At 64.8% G+C, this 19,375-nt stretch carries 12 protein-coding genes; all 12 read right to left on the bottom strand.

What is annotated here, in order from left to right:
* Nucleotides 1-314: 314 nt before the first annotated feature.
* The 12 genes from LQF10_RS07595 to LQF10_RS07540 all read right to left on the bottom strand — a co-directional run bounded on the left by LQF10_RS07595 (nucleotide 315) and on the right by LQF10_RS07540 (nucleotide 19,364).
* On the bottom strand, nucleotides 315-3,134 hold the full coding sequence (locus LQF10_RS07595; RefSeq protein ID WP_231066873.1) for a TrlF family AAA-like ATPase: 2,820 nt from the start codon (nucleotides 3,132-3,134) through the stop codon (nucleotides 315-317).
* On the bottom strand, nucleotides 3,131-3,853 hold the full coding sequence (locus tag LQF10_RS07590; protein ID WP_231066872.1) for a M48 family metallopeptidase: 723 nt from the start codon (nucleotides 3,851-3,853) through the stop codon (nucleotides 3,131-3,133). Before LQF10_RS07590 ends, LQF10_RS07595 begins: the two co-directional genes overlap by 4 nt.
* On the bottom strand, nucleotides 3,840-6,926 hold the full coding sequence (locus LQF10_RS07585; RefSeq protein WP_231066871.1) for a type I restriction endonuclease subunit R: 3,087 nt from the start codon (nucleotides 6,924-6,926) through the stop codon (nucleotides 3,840-3,842). The genes LQF10_RS07590 and LQF10_RS07585 overlap by 14 nt, the downstream gene beginning before the upstream one ends.
* Nucleotides 6,923-7,639, bottom strand: coding sequence for a hypothetical protein (locus tag LQF10_RS07580; protein WP_231066870.1), 717 nt, complete (start codon nucleotides 7,637-7,639; stop codon nucleotides 6,923-6,925). The genes LQF10_RS07585 and LQF10_RS07580 overlap by 4 nt, the downstream gene beginning before the upstream one ends.
* On the bottom strand, nucleotides 7,636-8,820 hold the full coding sequence (locus LQF10_RS07575; protein ID WP_231066869.1) for a restriction endonuclease subunit S: 1,185 nt from the start codon (nucleotides 8,818-8,820) through the stop codon (nucleotides 7,636-7,638). Before LQF10_RS07575 ends, LQF10_RS07580 begins: the two co-directional genes overlap by 4 nt.
* Nucleotides 8,817-11,252, bottom strand: a complete 2,436-nt coding sequence (locus LQF10_RS07570) for a type I restriction-modification system subunit M (RefSeq protein WP_231066868.1) — start codon at nucleotides 11,250-11,252, stop codon at nucleotides 8,817-8,819. The genes LQF10_RS07575 and LQF10_RS07570 overlap by 4 nt, the downstream gene beginning before the upstream one ends.
* A 111-nt stretch (nucleotides 11,253-11,363) precedes the next feature.
* Complete coding sequence (locus LQF10_RS07565) at nucleotides 11,364-12,185, bottom strand: HpcH/HpaI aldolase/citrate lyase family protein (RefSeq protein WP_231066867.1); 822 nt, start codon at nucleotides 12,183-12,185, stop codon at nucleotides 11,364-11,366.
* A complete protein-coding gene (locus LQF10_RS07560) occupies nucleotides 12,179-13,366 on the bottom strand; it encodes a CaiB/BaiF CoA transferase family protein (RefSeq protein WP_231066866.1) in 1,188 nt (395 codons plus the stop codon). Before LQF10_RS07560 ends, LQF10_RS07565 begins: the two co-directional genes overlap by 7 nt.
* Complete coding sequence (locus LQF10_RS07555; protein ID WP_231066865.1) at nucleotides 13,366-15,348, bottom strand: SUMF1/EgtB/PvdO family nonheme iron enzyme; 1,983 nt, start codon at nucleotides 15,346-15,348, stop codon at nucleotides 13,366-13,368. Before LQF10_RS07555 ends, LQF10_RS07560 begins: the two co-directional genes overlap by 1 nt.
* Entirely contained in the window at nucleotides 15,345-16,823 is a 1,479-nt protein-coding gene (locus LQF10_RS07550; RefSeq protein ID WP_231066864.1) for an ADP-ribosylglycohydrolase family protein, read from the bottom strand. The genes LQF10_RS07555 and LQF10_RS07550 overlap by 4 nt, the downstream gene beginning before the upstream one ends.
* On the bottom strand, nucleotides 16,820-17,989 hold the full coding sequence (locus LQF10_RS07545) for an ADP-ribosylglycohydrolase family protein (RefSeq protein WP_231066863.1): 1,170 nt from the start codon (nucleotides 17,987-17,989) through the stop codon (nucleotides 16,820-16,822). The genes LQF10_RS07550 and LQF10_RS07545 overlap by 4 nt, the downstream gene beginning before the upstream one ends.
* A gap of 88 nt (nucleotides 17,990-18,077) precedes the next feature.
* A complete protein-coding gene (locus LQF10_RS07540) occupies nucleotides 18,078-19,364 on the bottom strand; it encodes an ABC transporter substrate-binding protein (RefSeq protein WP_231066862.1) in 1,287 nt (428 codons plus the stop codon).
* Nucleotides 19,365-19,375: the final 11 nt, after the last annotated feature.

Raw genomic sequence — 19,375 nt, 5'->3', positions numbered from 1 at the left:
CCTTGACTGTGGGGCCTTCCTAGTCATACCGCTTCTAGTGATACTCGTTGCCTACGCATGTTCAATGGTCAACTCGACTCGCTGGAAGGAGGTGGTAGCGATGATTGCTGATGGATCTACGATCGCTCAGTTCCTGATCGCGCTAGGAGGGTTGCCCAGAGGTGCCGACCTGACGTCGGTGAGAGCCTCCCAATCGTTCGCCTGCTGGGAGAAGAATTCAGACCCTCATACTTGGAACTCACAGCAGGATGTTTGAAGTTCCGAGTGGGCACCTACAGAACCGTTCTTGTGACACACGCAGGTAGGAGATCGGATCAGATCTTGTACTTCTCACGGCGCTTCTGGAACGCTTCTTCACCACCGTCGAGAATCTCGCAGGCATGTTCGCGGATGCCGAGACGACCGAGGACAGTCGGGCTCATTTCGATGCGAGCCTGCGAGTGTTCGAGCGATCCCGTGAGGTACTCAAAGGTCTGCGCACCCGCGTTGGGTCGATCGGCACCGTGGCGATTCGCGACAACGACCTCCTCCGCGTCCGCGCCGATGACCAGGTTCGCGTTGTGACTGACCATGATGATCTGCCGTTCCCGCTTTCGCTTGACCAGGTACGGAACGATAGTGTCGTAAATCGAACGGCTGTCGAGGTCGTCCTCAGGCTGGTCGATTAGGAGCGGCCACGGCTCCTGGGACTCGTTCAGTATTAAGGTGAGCGCGAACAGTGCCTGCTTGCCCGGCGTCATCGACGACCGAATGAAGCCACCGATACGGTCCTTGTCTAACTCTGCAGAGAATCTGACCTCGTTGGTGGCCGTCAGGACATCAGCAGCAACGGTTGAAGCTTCGTAGTTCTTGTTCAGAGTGACATTGCGGCCACGTAGAGCCTGTAAAAACTTGGGGGGATCAGCCTGTGCGGATTTGTAATCGACAGGTTCACCCTTTGCTTTGATGTAGTCGTTGGTGCTCCGCTGGCTGAAGCCCGCGGAGACGCGCTCGACGACGCCAGGCACGACCCCAAACTCGATCCCGAACTTCAGGTCGCTCAGGAGTCGCTCTTCGGCCGCAAAGGTGTCCTCCAACGCCTTCAGGGCTTCGTCACGCTTGGCGAGGCTCTCGATGATCGTGCCGGCAGCACGCTTCTGATCCTCGATCGTCTTCGCCCTGATCTTCTCGCGCCTCTCGATGTCTTCCAAGGTGGCGACTTGTTTCTTGCGCTCGGCGACCACGCCCGACAGTTCCTCGTTCGCCTCGTGCTTGGCGATGAGGTCGGCGTTCTCCATCTCAATAGTCTGGATCTCGCCAAGCAAGCTCATTCGATCGGCGACAGCTGCGGCTACGGAGTCCGACAGCACCTTCTCCACCTTCGCTGAGAACTCCGCCGTGGCATCCCACTTCATGCCATCAATGACGTCAGCGACGGCGTCAGGCAATTCCATCGCAGCAGGCCGCACAGAGACGGTAACCCGCACTGCTTCCGGAACAGTCAACGGCTCGGTCGCGCCTTCGGTCCAGCTCGCGAACGGAGAGAGCAGGTCGAGTTCGATCGCAATCTCCTTCACCCGGGCACGCTTCGTGTCAAGTTGACCGGCGACCTCTTGATACCTGGCGACTTCTTGGTCAGTGAGCTTGGCGGCAGTCTTGATCTCGTCAATCGCGGCTTGGAGACGGTCACGCTCCGCTTGGACCGCATCCTTGTCGCCCAGGTCCTTGATCTCCTGGGCCCTCGCGGCCGCTCGGTCGGCAAGCGCAAACCAGTCGTGGACTGCTGCCTCGATCTCCGCGTTGGCCGAAGCAACCTTGCTCTCGGCGCGGCTATGCGCGTTCTTGAAATGGGGGTAGGTCCGGAACAGCGCGGGCGCGATCCTCTTCGTGATCTCGTCAGGCTGCTCGCTGATGGCGTATAGCGAGTTCTGGGGGATGTAGATGACGCGGCCTTGCGTTGCCTCGCCTGAATCCCACTCGACTTGGCAGTTGATGCCCGCGACGTCGTGCCATGTCTTACCCGCCGCTGGGCCGGCGCTCTTCGGGTCATCGCGGCCCGCGGCCTCGGCCTGCACCCGAACGGTCTCCTCAGGATCGACCGCGTAAGCTATGAACGCGAGCAGCGCCGACTTACCTGATGAACGGCTCCCGACGATGGCGTTCAAGTTCCGATTGAAGACGATTTCCGGCGGGAAGTCGTTGGTTCCGGAGAACTGGACCCTCGAGATGACCTTATAGGGCTCCTTCTGGTCCGGTTCAGTCGACTGGATCGCGACGCGCTCGCTCGGTTCGATCAGTGTCTGGAGCAGGCCCTCATAGGTGGGGTCCGCCTTGATCCAGGTGATGTACTTCCTGGCCCCCTCCGTGATGACGTGCTTGCCAAGGCAGTTGCGCAGGTCATCGAAAGTGTGAGCGTCGCAACCGTCGAACACCGGCTTCGGCGCGATCAGTTCGTCCGTCTCGAGTCTTGCCGTCCCGAGGAAGTAGTCGCGGGAACCTACGTTGGCGTAGAAGGCGTCCGAGTACTTGTCGATCTCATCGCTGAGCAGAGCCTTCCGCTGCGCCCCGCTGCCTCCTGCGCGGATGCCGTCGCCCTTCGCCGACGCAACGACCAAGAGATGCCGGTGGCGCTCGAGTCGGTAACTGGCGTCTTGACCGAAGGTCGCCTTGATCGCCTCCTCGATGCTGGGGATAGACACGGTCGCGCTCTCGAAGTCGCGCCTGTTGCTCAGTTCGGCGCAGGTGACGTTGGTCCTCGTCGACCCGGTTGTCCCTTCGGTGTTCAGGCGACCTATGAACTTAGTCGCCTCCTCACGTGTCAAGGTGGGTCGGAAAATCAGGTGCAAGTTGACTTCCTGATCTGCCCGGTTCACCGCCACCGGGAGCCGCAGCTCCAGATTCGGAAGAAGGAGTCTGTCGTCGTCCGGATATGCCTGTCGGAACTTCTCAACGGCTGTAAAATAGCCGTCCAGCGAGAAGTAGTCAGCGATGGCGACGACGGCCACATCCGAATCATGGATGATCCTGCAGAACTGATCCCAGTCCGGCTCGCCGTCCTTCTGTTGATAGCAGTCATTCAACTTGGTGCCGGGAGCGTGGATGTGCAGATCCCACTTCCGCCACTCGGACCCTCGTGGGAAACGGGGCGCGGTCACTTCCAAGTCTCCTCAGCCAGGGGCGAACCGTTCAGCTCGCCACGTCGACGGCGCCAGTCGGGCATCAGGCCGTCCATTAGCTTGGTAAACCGTTCGCCGTGGTTGCGCTCGAAGTAGTGGGCCATCTCGTGGACGACGATGTACTCCAGGCAGTCGGGGTGCTTCTTGGCGAGCTCGACGTTGAACCAGATGTGCCGGGTCTCGCGGTTGCAGGAGCCCCACTTGGTCTTCATGCGTCGGATCGTCCACTTGGGCACCGACACTTCGAACTTCGCTTCCCACCTCGCGATGACCTCCGGAAGCACATCGCGGAGTTGCTGACGGTACCACTGGTCGAGATTCTCGCGTCGCTTGTCGGCAGTGCTGTCGGCAGGGGTGTAAAGCACGAGCCTCTCGCCATCGACCTCTAGGTGGGACCGCCCCGGTCGTTCCACCACCTTGAGTCGACGTCGAACGCCCCACACGTAGTGCGACTCTCCCGTCACCATCTCACGCTCAGACTGGCGCGGCGTGCCCCGCAACTCCTTGCGTTGCCGCTGGATCCAGGGCAATCGCTGGATCACGGCTAAGCGGACTTGGACGTCATCCAGCCGCTGCGGTGCGGCGACGCGGACGCGCCCCATCGGCGGGTAGACGCCGATATGGAGGTTCTTGATGTCCTTATAGATGACGTCGATATCGATGCCGCGGACGCTCAGGTAGGCACTAGCGGTACTCATGCCTGGCCTTCAACAGCTCGAGCAGTTCATCCAACTTCTCGTAGTCGACGGGCAATTTGACCTTGATCGCGTTGCGGACGACACGTTCCTTCATTGGATTCCCGACCCAGCCGTGTGGCTTGTTCTGCATGAGCGCATCGTCAACAACCACTGCGAGGCTCCCGTTAGGGAAGAAGAAGTCGACCAAAGCCCGCTTGGCGCCGTTGTCCGCCCAAGCTGAGTACTTGATCTCAGACTCCTTCTTGCCGAGCTTCTTCGCCGCATCCAGCAGCTTGGTGAGGTACTCCTGGTACTCGATGGCGCGCCTGCGACGCTCCTCGATGATGGCATCGAGTAGTTCACTCATGCGGTCGTAGTACATCGGGTTCATCGCGCGCTCGTCGATGATCACCTTGCGCATGTTGTTGGCGATCGTCTCGGCAACCGCTTCGGGGTCCTTCTTGATGCCCTCGGGCAGCTTGTCGATGGCGCCAGCACCGAGGTCGACGATCAGGTCGATCAGACCGGCGTCCTCGAAGTCCGACACAGTCTCCGATGCGCTGGCCTGGATGTAGGTGTCAAGCAGGAACCGCATGCCTGCTTCGTATTGCTTGAAGTCCACGTCCTCACCGGCGCCAAGCTTCACCTCTGCGCGGACGTCGACGTAGTGCGCGATCTCGCTCTTGATCGCCTCCGCCTCGGCGTCGTTGTACCCAGCAGCCGTCATCTCATTGGCGAGATTGGCGTAGGCACGGCTCACGGCCGCGACGGCCTTGTATAGCTCGACGCGCTTGGGCTCGTTGGCCTTGAGTTGTTCGGCGTTGCCTGACTCGGCGGCGCAGAAGTGCTTCTGGTACTGCAGCGTGCCCTTCGGCGGGGTAACGGGCTCACATACGGCACGGACGCGCTCCAGTGCTTCGTCGAGGTTCTCGCGGGCCTTATCGATCCGGTCCGTCAGCAAGCCGTCGATGTCGGTCCTCTCGTAGCCGTCGAGGGCGCCAGAGGTGTAGTCGGTGATGGCACCATCAATCGAGTTGAAGAGGTCCTGGTAGTCAATGATGTAGCCGTAGTCCTTGTCCTCGCCGTCGAGCCTGTTGACGCGGCAGATCGCCTGGAACAGGCCGTGGTCACTCATCTTCTTGTCGATGTAGAGGTACGTCGCAGTCGGGGCGTCGAACCCGGTCAGCAGCTTGTCGACCACGATGAGCAGCCGCATCTGGCCGGGGTTCTCGATGAACTGCTTCTTGACCGCAGCCTCGAACTCCTCGACCTTGCCCATGGCGACGTCTTCCGATTCATCGAAGTAGTCGGCCAACATCTTGCGGTAGATGTCATACTTGCGGATTTTCTCGGTCTTGCCCGCGCCAGAGTCCTCTTTGGAGATGTCGCTAGCGTTGGGCTCGTAGCTGGTGACGATGGCGCACTTGCCCTTGAATCCGGCGGCGACGAACATCTCATAGAACTTGCATGCCTGATAGACGCTGCCGCCGACGAGTATGGCGTTGCCGCGCCCGTTCATGAGGCGGGGCTTGGTCTCCATGTCGAGGAGGATGTCGTTGACGATCTGCTTGGCGCGGGGCTCACTGGAGACGACCTTCTGCATGGTTCCCCAGCGCTTCTTGAGCTCAGCTTTGGAGAGGTCGGTCATGCCTTTGGTCTTGACCTCGAACCACCTATCGACCTGCGCCGGACTGGTGAGATGCTGGTCGATATTGCGCGCCTCGTACTGCAGGTCGAGCACCACGCCGTCGGTCACGGCCTCGTCGAACTTGTAGGTGTGAATGAACGAGCCGAAGGTCTCGATGCTGGTTGCTTTGTCGACCTTGAGCAACGGTGTGCCGGTGAAGCCGATGAACATCGACTCGGGCAGGAGTTGCTTCATGGCGCGGTGCATCTTGCCCGATTGCGTGCGGTGGGCCTCGTCGACGAAGACGAAGAGGTTGCCCTTGGCCCTGAAATCCTTCGGCATGGTCGCATTGAGCTCGGCGATGAAGTCCTCGCTGGCTTCGTCGACAGCCTTCTCGCCATCGGACCCGCGGAACTTGTGCACCAGTGAGCAGATCAGCCACTCCTGGCTTTTGTTCAGGGCGTCGAGCAGGTCGGCGCCGCTTTTGGTGCGATAGATCTGCTCGTTGACGCCGTTGAAGACCTTTTCGATCTGATCGTCCAGCTCGGTCCGGTCGGTAATCAGCAGGACCCTCGCATCGTCCTGATGTTCCCGGATCCACTTGGCAAGCCACACCATGGTCAGGCTCTTGCCCGAACCCTGGGTGTGCCAAATGATGCCGCCCTCGCGCTTGGCGATCCGCTCCTGGGCCGCCTTGATGCCGAAGTACTGGTTGTGCCGTGGGCCCTTCTTCACGCCAGCGTCGAACACGATGAAGTCGTGGATGAACTCGAGGAACCGGCCCTTGCCGCACATCTGTAGTAGCGCCCGGTCCAGCGGTTCGGCGACCTCGGAAGATTCCTTCCATTCCAGCCAGTACTTCTCCGGGGTATCAATCGGGCCATAACGCAGACCCTCGACGTCGTTGCCGGCGAACAGGAATTGCACCGTGGAGAAGAACGGGCGGATGAACCCGGGCTTCTGGTTGCCGATAGACTGCCGGATGCCTTCGGTGACCGACACCTTCGACCGCTTCAGTTCGAGTACACCCAGCGCCAAGCCGTTGACGTAGAGCACGACGTCGGGGCGCTTACTGTGTTGCCCGAGGACAGTGACTTCCTCAGCGACTGCGAAGTGGTTGGCCTCGGGATGGGCCCAGTCGATGAGCCAGACGGTCTCGGTCTGCTGACCAACTCCAGGCTTGACCTTCACGCCGTAGCGCAGCAGCTGATAGACGTCCCGGTTCGCCTCGTACAGGTCGTGACCAGCACCGACAGCGGCGGCCTTGCCGAGCCGGTCGAGTGCGCGGGTAATCAGGTTGTCGACATAGCCACGAGCTTTGAGGTTCTGCGCGAGCAGATCCGTCTCGACACCCGAAGTGCGGTTGCCGTCGTGCCAATCACCGAGGTACTCGTAATCGAGCGTCTCCCGGAACAGCTGAATGACGCGATCCTGTGCCTTACGCTCGATCTGCCCGACGATGCTCATTTCGCGGCCTCCATCTCCGGCCAGTGCTTCTGCAGGACGTTGAGATTCTCGGGGTCGTCCAGCACCTTGCAAGCTCGGGCAACCGCCTGGCCAAGGAGGTGAGCAATCTCAACGATGCTCGGAATGAGCACGCCCTCGATGCTGCACGGATCGATCCTCGGGTTGTGCATGCCATAGAGGCGCGGCTCTAGTTCGTCGAGTCCGTCCGGATACGAATACGGAAAGAAGTACGGACCATGATGGAGGTCACGGTGCACAACCGCTCGCGTCACGCGCTTACTGGTGTCGCGAGGGCCATCGCGGTGCTTCCAAAGATTGTTGATCAGACCACGCAGGTCTCGGAGGTCACCCACGTCCAGCCAGTCCGAGGACTCACCCGCTCCCTCGACAATCAGGCGCAGATCTTCCATAAGTTCTCCTGCCACAAGGAGCATCATCGAGTGCCAGCGGAAGAGGCCCTCCGCTTCCTCCGAGTCAGGTTCCAAATCGGGCAGAGCAATCAGGTCACACCAAGTAGCGCTCGCCAGGAAGTCATCGATCGTCTCGATGTACGAGTTCGTATTGCAAAGCCCAGCGATGTGATGATCCGCACAGCCCTGCGGAACGCAAAACGCAGGCTCGTCCGGAGCGTCCGCATCAAGCCCGAACGCAGTGGAGCGCCAAGCGCTGTGCGCGCACATGCGGATCTCCCTGAAGCGACGCACTTCGGTCATGCTGCGCCCTCGTCGATCGGCAGGCGGGTTCGGCCGGTCAGCAACTCCTGCATCATGCCGGCTTTGACAGATCGGGCCTTTCTGAGCCGTTGACGGAGCAGACCGATCTCGCGATCAGCGTCGCCAAGCACCTCGGCGATTGCACGCTGCTCGTCCGCCTCGTCGGGCATCGAAACCTTGATGCGAACCAGTTCTCCACGGGTGAGCTTCGATCGTGTTCCGCTGGAGATGAACGGCGTGATGTCTTTGTGTTGCAGCGAATAAAAGAGAAAACCGGTGTCTCCGGGCTGCGTGGCCTTCAGGACGTGGGCGTGGTTGTTCACCCAGATCTTGCCCTTCATCCGATACGCAATCGGGCGCGTTCGCCATTGGTCGAAGTTCCCGCCATCCTCGGCCAGAAGGACGACATCATCGTCCATCATGTAGTCATCGATGTGGTCGAGCACACCGTTCGCTCCGCAGTATGGGAACGGCCCGCTGCGGTTGGCGCGTTGCGCGCCACTCAGCGGCATCCGAAGATTGTCGAGGATGTCAGTGGCGTCGCCAAGCGTCACGTCGCGCCAGGGCACGGTGAAGCCGGGGACGCGGGTCGTGCCGGTGAGGAGCTGCTGCATCATGCCTTGCTTGATCGCCTGCTTCTTGGCGATCATCCGCTCCAAGCCAGCGATGCCGTTATCAGCGTCCCGGCCGGCCCCTCCGACCGCCCGCTGCTGACCAATCTCCAGGTCGGGCACACTGATCGATCCGACCTGCTGGAAGTTCAGACCCTGGCGATTGCCACCAGCCTGGAACATGTCAATCTGGTCTTGGCCCGCGCGAGACAGGAGAAATGCGTTCACAAAGTGTGGGTCCATCCGACCCGGCCTAAGCCGGATCTCGCAGACGTGCTGGTTTACGTTCCCGCCATCAAGTTCCGGGGTGGCAACGGCTGACCGGCCGATCGATGCACCCGTAATGTTGAGTAGGATGTCTCCGGTGCGCAGCTCCGTCGCTGGGAACGTCGAGTGAGTCGCTTCGTCGATGTACGCCATGTCATCGAGACGAAGGTCGCCCCAGCCAACGTTCTGGCTGCGAAGAAACGGTCGCCCGGAGGGCGTGTAGACGGCGGAACCGCCTCGAGGCGTGATCCCACTCCCGATCCGCGTCGTCACATCGGCAAGGCGCACCGTCGCAGCGCTCACGACTTGACCCCCATCGCAGCAAGGTGTCCTGCGACTCTGGCTTGGAGCTTCCCCAGTTCGGCGTCGAGGTCGCCCACGGTCTCGGCATAACGTTCGCCGAGTTGCTGGATCCGAGCAACGAGGGCGAGCGTCAGTGCGTTGACCTCGCCGTCGATCCGCATCGTGATCGTGCCGTGCCACTTGTCATCGAGTACCAACGACTGGACGTCGGATTCGGTGAGGTCGCCGTATTTCTTGAGTGCGAAGGTGTCGAGAGCAACCTGGGCCTCCTTAGCCGCCTTCTTGGATGCGGCCTCGGCGTCCACTAGCTCAAGGGCGGCGTTGGCGCATTCAAGGATCTCCTGGTCACCGCTCACCTTTGCCTCCTTGATCACCGCGGTTATGAGCTGCTTGGTGTAGGCACCCTTGTCGTTGGTGGCTTCAGGGAGGAGAGCCTCGTCGCTGCCGTGCTCCTCGGCGTGTTCGGTCACTGCTGCGGACGCGGACTCAAGCTCAGCGTTGAGATCGTCGACCTTGGCCTGCTCGTCTGCGAAGTAGCGGGCGACGATCAGCGCCGGCGGGATGAGGTCCATCTTGTACTTGGTCTTCTTGCGTCCCGTTCCGAGTTCGAGGTCGGGATCCTCGGAGAGCTTCCGCTCCTTGTCCGCGATGGTCTGGCGCGGCTTGGCGGCATAGACCCAGCCGTCGTTCATCAGCAGGAAGACGTCGTCGTGCATGACGTCGTGCCAGTAGGTCATGAGCTGCTGGTAGGCGTCGTACTCGTCAAGGAGCGGCACCGGCTTGAACCGCTCGAGGAAGTCTTCGCTCATCGCGGTGTTCAGGTCGGCGGGCTTGGTGTCGGCGTTGATCTCGACCAACCGCGGGCGCCATGCGGCAAACCAGTCATCGACGATGCCGGTAACTTCGTCGCGCAGCTTGTGGAATCCGGGGGCGTCAAGGATGGCTTGCTGCACTTCCCTGACGTCGATGGCGAGATCGCTATAGCCGGTGCGGTTCGGCTTGAACAGCTGGTCACGCAGCTGCGTGAATGGCTCCCAGTACTCGTGCAGCGCGTCGAGGTCGCGGTCCGGGATCCCGCCGTAGAGGTGGGCGGAGAGGTCTTGCAGATCTTCGGGCTCGGATGAGTCGATGTAGCGAGGGATATTCAGGTTGTAGTCGTTCTTCGGATCGGCGATCTCGCTCATCGGCACCATGCGCGAGTAGCGGTCGACCTCAATCTGCTTGTTGAAGCTGTCGACGATCTTGTGGATGTCTTGGCTGCGGAGGCGGTTCTTGCTGCCGTCCTTGACGAAGCCCTTCGAGCCGTCGATCATGAAGACGCCGGTGCGGCTGACGGCGTTCTCTTTGTCGAGGATGACGATGCAGGCTGGAATGCCGGTGCCGTAGAACAGGTTGGGGGGCAGTCCGATGACACCCTTGATGAAGCCCTGCTTGAGAAGCCGCTTGCGGATCGTGCCCTCTGCATTGCCCCGGAACAGCACGCCGTGCGGAAGGATGATCGCTGCCTTGCCGGTGCTCTTGAGCGACTTGAGCGCGTGCAGCAGGAAGGCGTAGTCGCCGTTCTTCTCCGGCGGCTGTCCGTACTCGAAGCGGTCGAAGTGGTTCTCCAGGCCATTGCTCCACGACTTGACCGAGAACGGCGGGTTCATGACCACGTAGTCGAAGGTCTTGAGCCGAGTGCCACTGGTGAACTGCGGGTTCGTGATCGTGTCACCCTTGGCGATCTCGGCGATCTCGTTGCCGTGCAGGATCATGTTCATCCTGGACAGCGCCCAGGTGGCGTTGTCCTTCTCTTGGCCGTAGATCGTCATGCCGCGCGGCGCTTCGTCGGCAGTCTTCAGCAGCAGCGAGCCAGAGCCACATGCCGGGTCGAAGACCGTCTGGTCCTGCCGGGTCTCACTGCCGATGCCGACGACTTTGGCGAGGATCCGAGAGACCTCGGCCGGGGTGTAGAACTGGCCCTTGCTCTTGCCGGACTCGGTGGCGAAGTGCCGCATCAGGTACTCGTAGGCGTCACCGAGCAGGTCGTCGCCCTCAGCGCGCGAGCCACGGAAGTCGAGGTCGTTGAAGATGGTGACGAGCTTGGAGAGGCGGTCCTGCATCTCCTTGCCCTTGCCGAGCTTCTCCTCGTCGTTGAAGTCGGCTTGGTCGATGACGTTGCGCAGGCCGTTGGCCTCGGCGAGGCGGCCAATGACCTTGTTGAAGCGGTCGCCGATCTCCTTGTCGCCCTTGGCTGCGAGCATGGCGTCGAAGGAGCCACCCTCGGGGACGTCGATCAGGGAATGGGGATCGGTCTTGGCCTTGTCGGAGACGTACTTCACGAACAGCAGTGTGAGGATGTAGTCCTTGTACTGCGAGGCGTCCATGCCGCCTCGCAGCTGGTCGCAACTCGCCCACAGGGATGAGTAGAGGTCTGACTTCTTGAGTGCCATGGACTTACGACCCGATTCCGAAGCGCGTCGGGGCTAGGAGACTCGAGGACGTGCTATTAGCGAACGAAGGACTCATAGTCGAACCGTAGCGCGACGGACCGACATCCGGTGCTAACCCCGACCCGTCGATCCATGCACGCGGAGCGCACCACGGAGCATCGCCGCATCCAGGAAGCTCCCGTCCTCAAGCACGACTGTGCCTGCGCGGTCGGCCTCGGCGGAGCCGACGCGGTCGACGATCTCGCGGGCTCGTGCGAGTTCGGCCTCGGTGGGCCGGAAGGCGTCACGGATCACCGGGAGCTGTGCCGGGTGAATCGCCGAGCGCCCCACGAATCCCAGCGCCTTGCCGGTGGCGCAACTCCTCGCAAGGCCGTCCATGTCTTTCACGTCGGCCCACACGCTCATTTGTGGGGCCGGCAGTCCGGCGGCTGCAGCGGCCACGACCAGCCGGGAGCGCACCCATGCGAGGCCCGGCTCCCCCGGCTCGCCAGCGGCGAGACCCAGCTCAGCGCGCAGGTCGGCCTCGCCGAGGGTCACCGATGCCACGCCGGCGTTGGCGATCTCGAAGGATCGCTCTACGCCGATGGCTGTCTCGATCAACGCGTGCACGTCTCGAGCGGGCAGGGCGTCCTGCACGGCAGCGACGTCGTCGGGGCCGTTGACCTTCGGCAGGCGAACACCAATAGCTGGGTTTGACTCCCCCAGCGCCGCCAGGTCGTCTTCGTACCATGCCGAGCCGCACGCGTTCACGCGCACCTGAACGGGTACGGGCAACTCGCCGCCTAAGGCTTTGGCCAACGACTCCCGCGCGAGTTGCTTGTGTGAGGGTGCTACCGCGTCCTCGAGGTCCACGATCACGCAGTCCGCCCCGGACGCGAGTGCCTTGGTCACCCGGTCGGGGCGGTCCCCGGGGACGTAGAGCGAGGTCAGCATGCGCCCTCCTCCCGCATATCCGCGATCTCCCGCGCGGAGAAGCCCAACTCCCCCAGCAGAGCTTCGGTATCCGCGCCCGGCGTGCGGCCGGTCCAAGCGATCCGCGACTCCGCATCGGACATCCGGAAGATCGGGCCCTGCATCTTCATCTCACCGAGCACCGGGTCCTCGATGCCGTAAATGGTGCCGAGCTCTTGGAAGTGGGGGTCGGCCATGATGTCGCCGGCGTCGTAGATCGGCGCGACCGCGGCGTGCACCCGTTCGAACTCGGCCACCACCTCATCGCGGGAGCGCTCTGCGATCCACGCCCCCACCGCTTCGTCCAGCTCATCGGCATGGTGTGCACGCCCGGCGCCGGTGGCGAACCAGTCCTCGCACGTCAGCTCGGGCCGGCCGACCAGTTCCATCACCCGCTCGGCGATCGACTGCGCACTCGTACTCACCGCCACCCACTTCGCGTCCGCCGTCAGGTAGGCGTTGCGCGGGGCGTTGTTCGCCGACCGATTCCCCGTGCGCGGCTGCACCGTGCCCAACTGGTCCCAGCGGGTGATCTGCGGACCGAGCATCGCCAGGATCGGCTCGATGATCGCGATATCCAACTCCTGCCCCGTACCGATGCGGGCTCGGTGGTGCAGCGCGGTCATCACCGCATACGCCGTGGTCAAGGACGCGATCCCGTCGGCCAGGCCGAACGGCGGCAGCGTGGGCGGGCCGTCGGGTTCGCCGGTCATCGCGGCGAAGCCGCTCATCGCCTCCGCGAGGGTGCCGAAGCCTGGGCGTGAGCGGTACGGGCCCTTCTGCCCGAAGCCGGTCACTCGTGCCAGCACGAGCCCCGGGTTCTTCGCCGACAGCTGTTCGTACCCGAGCCCCCACTTCTCCAGGGTGCCAGGGCGGAAGTTCTCGATCACCACATCCGCCCGCTCGGCCAGGCGCAGGAACGCCTCCACGCCACCGGGGGTGTGCAGGTCTAGTGTGACGGTCTCCTTGTTGCGACCGAGAGTCTTCCACCACAGGTTCTCCCCGTCCTTCGACGGGCCGTGCCCACGCGAGGGGTCCGGGCGCTGCGGGTGCTCCACCTTGATCACCCGGGCGCCCATGTCGCCCAGGTGCATCGCCGCCATCGGGCCGGCGAACAGCGTGGACGCATCCACTACCAACAGGTCATCGAGCGGAGTACTCATCAGTGTTGCTCCCTTTCGGCAGCGTCCCAACAGACTCGGAACCCGATCGATGGCGAGGCGTCCACGCCCAGCCCGGGCAACAGGAACTTCAGCGCGAACTCCGGGGACTGCACTCCCCCATCGACGTACCAGTCCGAGCCTTCACTCTTGTGCTCGGCGCCGCCCTTGAGCATCACGAACCGGGTGCGCCCATCCGAGTGCTCCGACTCGGTCCAGTTCCACACTGCAGGGGTGCGGCGCTCGAACCCGTACCGAGTCGCAGCCAACTGCCACTCGTCCTCGGTAGGCAATCGGCCACCGGCCCAGGCGGCGAACTCGCGGGCACGGGCGAAGGTAGCGCCCGTCGCCGGATGGTCAGCAGCCGGATCGACGTCGGAGTCCGGTGCCTCGCCGATGGCCTTGAGGAACTGGGCGTACTCGGCGGCCGAGACCTCCCAGGAGGCTACCCGGACGCCGTCGGGAATCTGCACTACGCGCTCGAGCGTGCGCTGGTCGTGCAGGCGCGGCGGGAGGGGCTTCCACTCCTCCACGTACGGGGCGCCGTCATACATGCCGGTCTCGCGCTGGCGGTGCCGGACGGTGAGGACGTGCTCGCCGGCGGGGACCTCGACTACATCGGCACGCAACGCCGACACGGTGGCGGGCTCCGCCGTCGGGCCGGTCCAGGAAGGTGCGCTGAGCCGCACCGCGCACCGGTGCGGGAACGAGGAGTCGCGAACGGGCGGCTCAAAGTGAACATCAGCGACCTCGGCGGGTAGTGCTGCGCCCTCGGAGAGATGAACCAGCGCTGCCACGCCCTGGGCGGGCACGATCACCTCGGCCTCCCCGTGCTGGAGCGGGCCGTCGAAGGTGACCCACGTGCCGGGGCCGGAAGCGTAGGTGACGTCCTCGTCGCTGGTGTTGACCAACGTGTAGAGGGTGACGCCGTCGAGCTCGAACGTCGAGGCGAACACGGGCGGCTCGCACACGGCCAACGGGGTCCACTCGCCGTCGGTGAGCCAGCGGTGCATGGCGCGTTGCACGGGGAGCATCCGGCGCAGGGTGGCGGCGTCGCGGTCGTTCCAGCCCACCCAGACGCCGAAGACGACCTCCCAGACCATCACGCCGACGCCGTTCAGCCAGGCAGAGCGCAGCTCGGCGGCATGGTCGCGGTTCCAGCGGCGGATGTGGTGCTGCATGTGCCGGCGCTCGAACCACCGCGCCCGCAGCACCCCAGGGATCTCGGAGTCGGCGAACCACTGCGCCCAGGAGAGTGCGTGGTCGGCGACCCGCTCGGTCACCAGCTTCGACTCCCCCTCCAGGCCGATGCCCGGGCGCGCCGCCTCCATCGCGGCCACGAACTCCGGGTCGGCCTTCTTCAGGGTGTCGAGGAAGACGCCGTCGGCGTTCAGGTGGCGGACCACGGTGGCGAGATCTTCGGCGTCGGTGTTGCCGGTGCGGCGGGTGCCGGTATCCCACGGGTTGTAGTCGACGAACACCGCGACCCCGTGCTCATGCAGGGTGGCGGCGGCCTCGGCCAGGCCCGGTATCCGATAGAAGTCCCATTGGTTGCGCTCGTCGATGCCGATGATCGGGTAGGCGTGCCAGAGCACGACGCCGTCGAGGCCGCCGAAGCGTTCCTGGGCGTCGGCGAGGAACCGCTCCGGGGTGAAGGCCTGACGCTCGAAGTCGAAGAACAACTCATCCCACAGCCAGGTCTGCGCCACGGTGAAGCAGCGGTTGGCCCACTGGGCTTCCGAGGCGTCATAGCGGGTGGGCGTGCCGTACCGGGCGAGAGCGCCGGAGCGCCAGGCGTGGAGCTGCTTGCGCCAAGCGTCCAGGGTGGCCTGGTCGGGCGGGTCGGTCTGGGTGCCGGGGGCGGCGAGGATCTTCGCCTCATCCAGCGCCTCGGCAACTTCGCCACTTGTGAGGTCGCCGGTCAGCGGGACCTCGGTGGGGAGGTCGAGGGGGCGTGGGACGAGGGGGTCGAAGCCGCCGCTCATGAGGTCATCATCCGATCAGACAGCGTGTGGGTGCGGGAGGCGAGCTCGTCCAGCTCATGGGTCTGCGGGCCGGGCAGGGAGGTGTGCAGGCGGCCGTGCAGGGGATCGGTCCAGGCAGGGTCGAGACCGGACTTGCCAGTCAGGGCGCCGAGGACGGAGCCGACGGTGGCGCCGGCGGAGTCGGTGTCCCAGCCGGCGGCTACGGCGAGGGTGATGCCGCGGGTGAAGTTGACGTCGGTGATGGGCCGATCATCGACGGCAACCTCACCCCCGGTGGGTGCGGGGCCGGTGCCGGCGGCGGGACTGGGAGCGGTGCCCGAGGCAGCCACGGCCATGGCGATCAGGGCCGCGTTGTTCAGCGTGTGCACCCAGTGCAGGTGACCGTACTGGGCCTGCAGGGCGTCGAGTGCTTCCTCGTCGTCGATGCGGCCCTCGCGCAGGTCCTCACCTGCCGCACGGCCGGAGCGGACGGCCTCGAGCAGCCGGGAGGCCGGGGGCAGCACGGATTCGGCTGCATCCAGCACCTCGTCCACGCTCGTGCTCACCAGGGAGGCCGAGCACAGGGCGGCGGCCCACATGGCGCCGTAGATGCCGTTGCGGGTGTGGCTCAGGCGGGCATCCACCCAGGCGAGCCGGGCGGCGGCGTAGACGTCGCCGGGGTGGGCCCAGCCGTAGACGTCGGCCCGGATGAGGGCGCCGATCCATTCCCGGAACGGGTTCAGATGCGTGGCGGTCTCGCACGCCCCGGTCTCGGTGATCGCGCGGGCGTCGAGGAGGTTGCGGTAGGCGGCCCGCTCGGCGGTGAACACGCGCCCGCCGGGCAGGTTCGCCAGCCAGGACTGCGCGACGTCACTCGTCGTCAGCCCGTCCCCGTGGGTCTCCAGCAGGTCCAGAGCCAGCAGCGGGAAGTTGAGGTCGTCGTCCTCGGGCATGCCGTCGATGTTCTCCACCAGCGAGGTGGGCGCCGAGCGGCGGTTCCACGGCCACCGGGCCGCCACGTCCTCCGGCAGACCGCGGGCGGTGAAGTAGCTGCGGATCGGCCAGTTGCCGGTCGCGCGCGCGATCTCCTCGATCCCCTCGCGGGGGATCTTCTCCACCGGCTTGCCGAGCAGGCAGCCGACGGAGCGGCCCCACCAGGCACCGGCCACCCGATCGAAACTCGCCCGCTCCCCTGCGGCGGGCGTACCTTCGATCTCCCCGGTGATCTGAGCAGCGATGTCCGCCCAGTCATCAGGTTCGGCCGGGTCGGTGGTGTCCAGCTCGGCCAGCTGGGCGAGCACCTGGCGGGCGATCAGCCGCAGCTGGGGGTCCGCCGCCTCGGCGCTCGCCCCGGAGCGCTCCGGCTGCAGCGACCCACCAGCAGCCTCCCACCGGCGGGCCACCGATTCGAGCGCCGCAGAGTCGGCGCCCTGTTCGGCCAGCGCCACCAGCTCATGGGCGACGAGGTCCTCGGGCTGGGCCCAGGTGAGTCTCACGCAGATTCCTCCAGCATGGCGTTCAGGGCCTCGGTGCGCTGCCGGGCCCGGCGGGCGTCGTCGGCGGCGATGGCACGCACGCTGGCGTGCATCGAGGTGATCACGGTGTCCAGGTCCAGTTTGCTCGCCCGGGTCACCTCGTCCACCCACTCGGCGGGGATCGCGTCCCGGCCGGCGAGCGCACCACAGATGGCGCCGGCCATGGTGGCGATCGAATCGGCGTCGCGGCCGTAGTTCACCGCATCAAGCACCGCTCCGCGCGCGTCCCCGTCGTGCGCGACCACGAGGCCGAGCGCGACCGGCAGTTCCTCGATCGACTTCGTGCGGGAGGGTAGCCGGGCGTCCATCGCCGGCTTGCGGTACTCCTCGCCCACGGTGTCGAACGGGGCCACTGCGGCGCGCAGCACCCGGTTCAGCTCACGTTCGTCGTGTGCGGCCAGTCCCCCGGCGGCCTGGAACGCGGCGACGGCCTCGAGCACCGCGTCGATCGCGGCCCGGGTGCCGTCATGGGCAAGGCGACGGGCCTCGTCCACGGCACGCTCCGCCGTCGTGCCGGGAACCAGTGCGGCCGCGACGGCGGCGGCGAACACGCCCGCGGCCTCCCGGCCATAAGAGACCTGATGCGCCCCGGCCAAATCGATCGCCTCGGCATAAGCGCCGGCCGGATCGCCGGCGTTCACGAGCCCCACCGGGGCCATGTACATGGTGGCGCCGCAGTTGACGATGTTGCCCACCCCGGCCTCGCGCGGGTCGACGTGGCCGTAATGCAGCTTGGCCACCAGGTGCTTCTCAGCGAGGAAGACCCGCTGCAGGATGAGCGCCTCATCCTCCAGCTCGGGCACCCAGCGGCGCTCGCCGAGCATCAGCGGCACCAGATCGGAGGCCATGTGATAGGCGTCCAGGTGGGTGTGGTGAGTGGCGTACACCTCGATCAGCGCGTGCGTCATCAAGGTGTCATCGGTGACGTGCCCATCGCCCTTGTGATAGGGCGCAATCGGGCGTGCGGTGCGCCAATCGGGCAGGAACGGGCCGACGATGCCGGTGACCCTGCCGCCGTGGCGCTCCTCGATCTGCTCGGGGGTCCAGCCCTCGGTGGCTCCGCCGAGCGCATCACCGACGGCGGCTCCGGCGAGTACGCCTGCCACTCGGTCTTCCAGCCAACTCACGTTGGATCTCCATTCGATCGTCATGTTGATTCTGCCGCCGAGTGCGGGCCCGCGGCGCCCAGTTGGTCCGGGCGCCGCGGGGTGGGACTCAGCCCCAGCCGTCGGTGAGCTGCTGTGCGAGCTGCTCGGAGTCGATCTGGTCGCCCAGGTACTGCTGCAGTGCCGGGTTCAGGGTGGTTTCCTTCCACTCCGCGTACCCGTCGGCCTGCAGGAACGGGGCGCCGACCATGCCATCGGCGGAGGCCAGGATCTGATCCCAGCCGTCCTCACCACCGGTCTCCTCAGCAACCACCGCACGAGCCGACTCCGAGGCCGGGATCAGCGCATCGGCCTGGGCGATCGCGGCCATGGTCTCCCCCGAGGCGAAGAAGTCCAGGAATGCCGTCGCCTCGTCCACGTGCTCGGAGTCGATGTTGACCGAGTAGGTCTGCGGGTTCACAGCCTGCAGCGCACCCTCGGAGCCTTCCAGCGGCGGCAGCGCCACCCAGTTGAAGCCCTCGGGGGCGTCATTGGCGATGTTCGTGGCCTGGAAGGAGCCCTGCACGGTCATCGCCACGGTGCCACCGTAGAAGGAGGCCAGCACGTCCGAACCGGACTGGGTCAGGCTCACCGGGTCCAGCGACTCGTCCTCGTACGCCATCTCGTGGATCCGCTCGGGCACCTCGAGCTCGGCGTCGCCGACCTCGATCTGCACATCCTCACCGGTACCGGAGAAGAAGTCACCCCCGAACCCGGGCGCGAGGGTCATCACGGTCGCAGCCGGGGAACCGAGACCCCAGCCGATGCCGTAGACGTCATCGGTGGTGGTGGCCTCGGCAATCTCGGCCAGCTCGTCCCAGGTCATCGTCTCCCCGGTGGGGACCTCCACGCCGGCCTCTTCGAGCAGGTCGACGTTCGCGAAGGCGATGTAGGACTGCAGGGTCGAGGGGTAGGCGATGATCTCCTCGTTCACGGTCACCGCGTCCCAGATGCCCTGCGGCACATCCGCGATCCGCTCCTCGCTCAGCCCGCCGGAGAGGTCGGCGAGGTAGCCGTCCTGCGCGAAGGAGACGATCGAGGCGCCGTCGAAGTGCACGATGTCCGGTGCGGTGCCGCCGGTGAACTGGGTGATCAGCTTGTCGTAGGCGCCGTCCCATCCGGCCTGGATGATCTCCACCTGCACGTCCGGGTTGTCCGAGTTCCACTGTTCCACCGCTGAGCTGACCGCTTCCTGGGTGGCGGGCTGGTCGGACAGGGACTGGAACTGCAGCGTCACGGCACCGTCCTCGGAGCCGCCACCACCGCCGCCGCTGGAGCTGCCTTGCTGGCAGGCGGTCAGGGCGAATGCGCCTGCCGTCAGCAGCGCGAGAGCGCCGATGCTCTTCTTGCTGTTCATGGTGAATCTCT

Source organism: Ruania halotolerans (genome assembly GCF_021049285.1).
Lineage (GTDB): Bacteria > Actinomycetota > Actinomycetes > Actinomycetales > Beutenbergiaceae > Ruania > Ruania halotolerans.
This window is presented reverse-complemented; position numbering and strand designations above follow the sequence as displayed.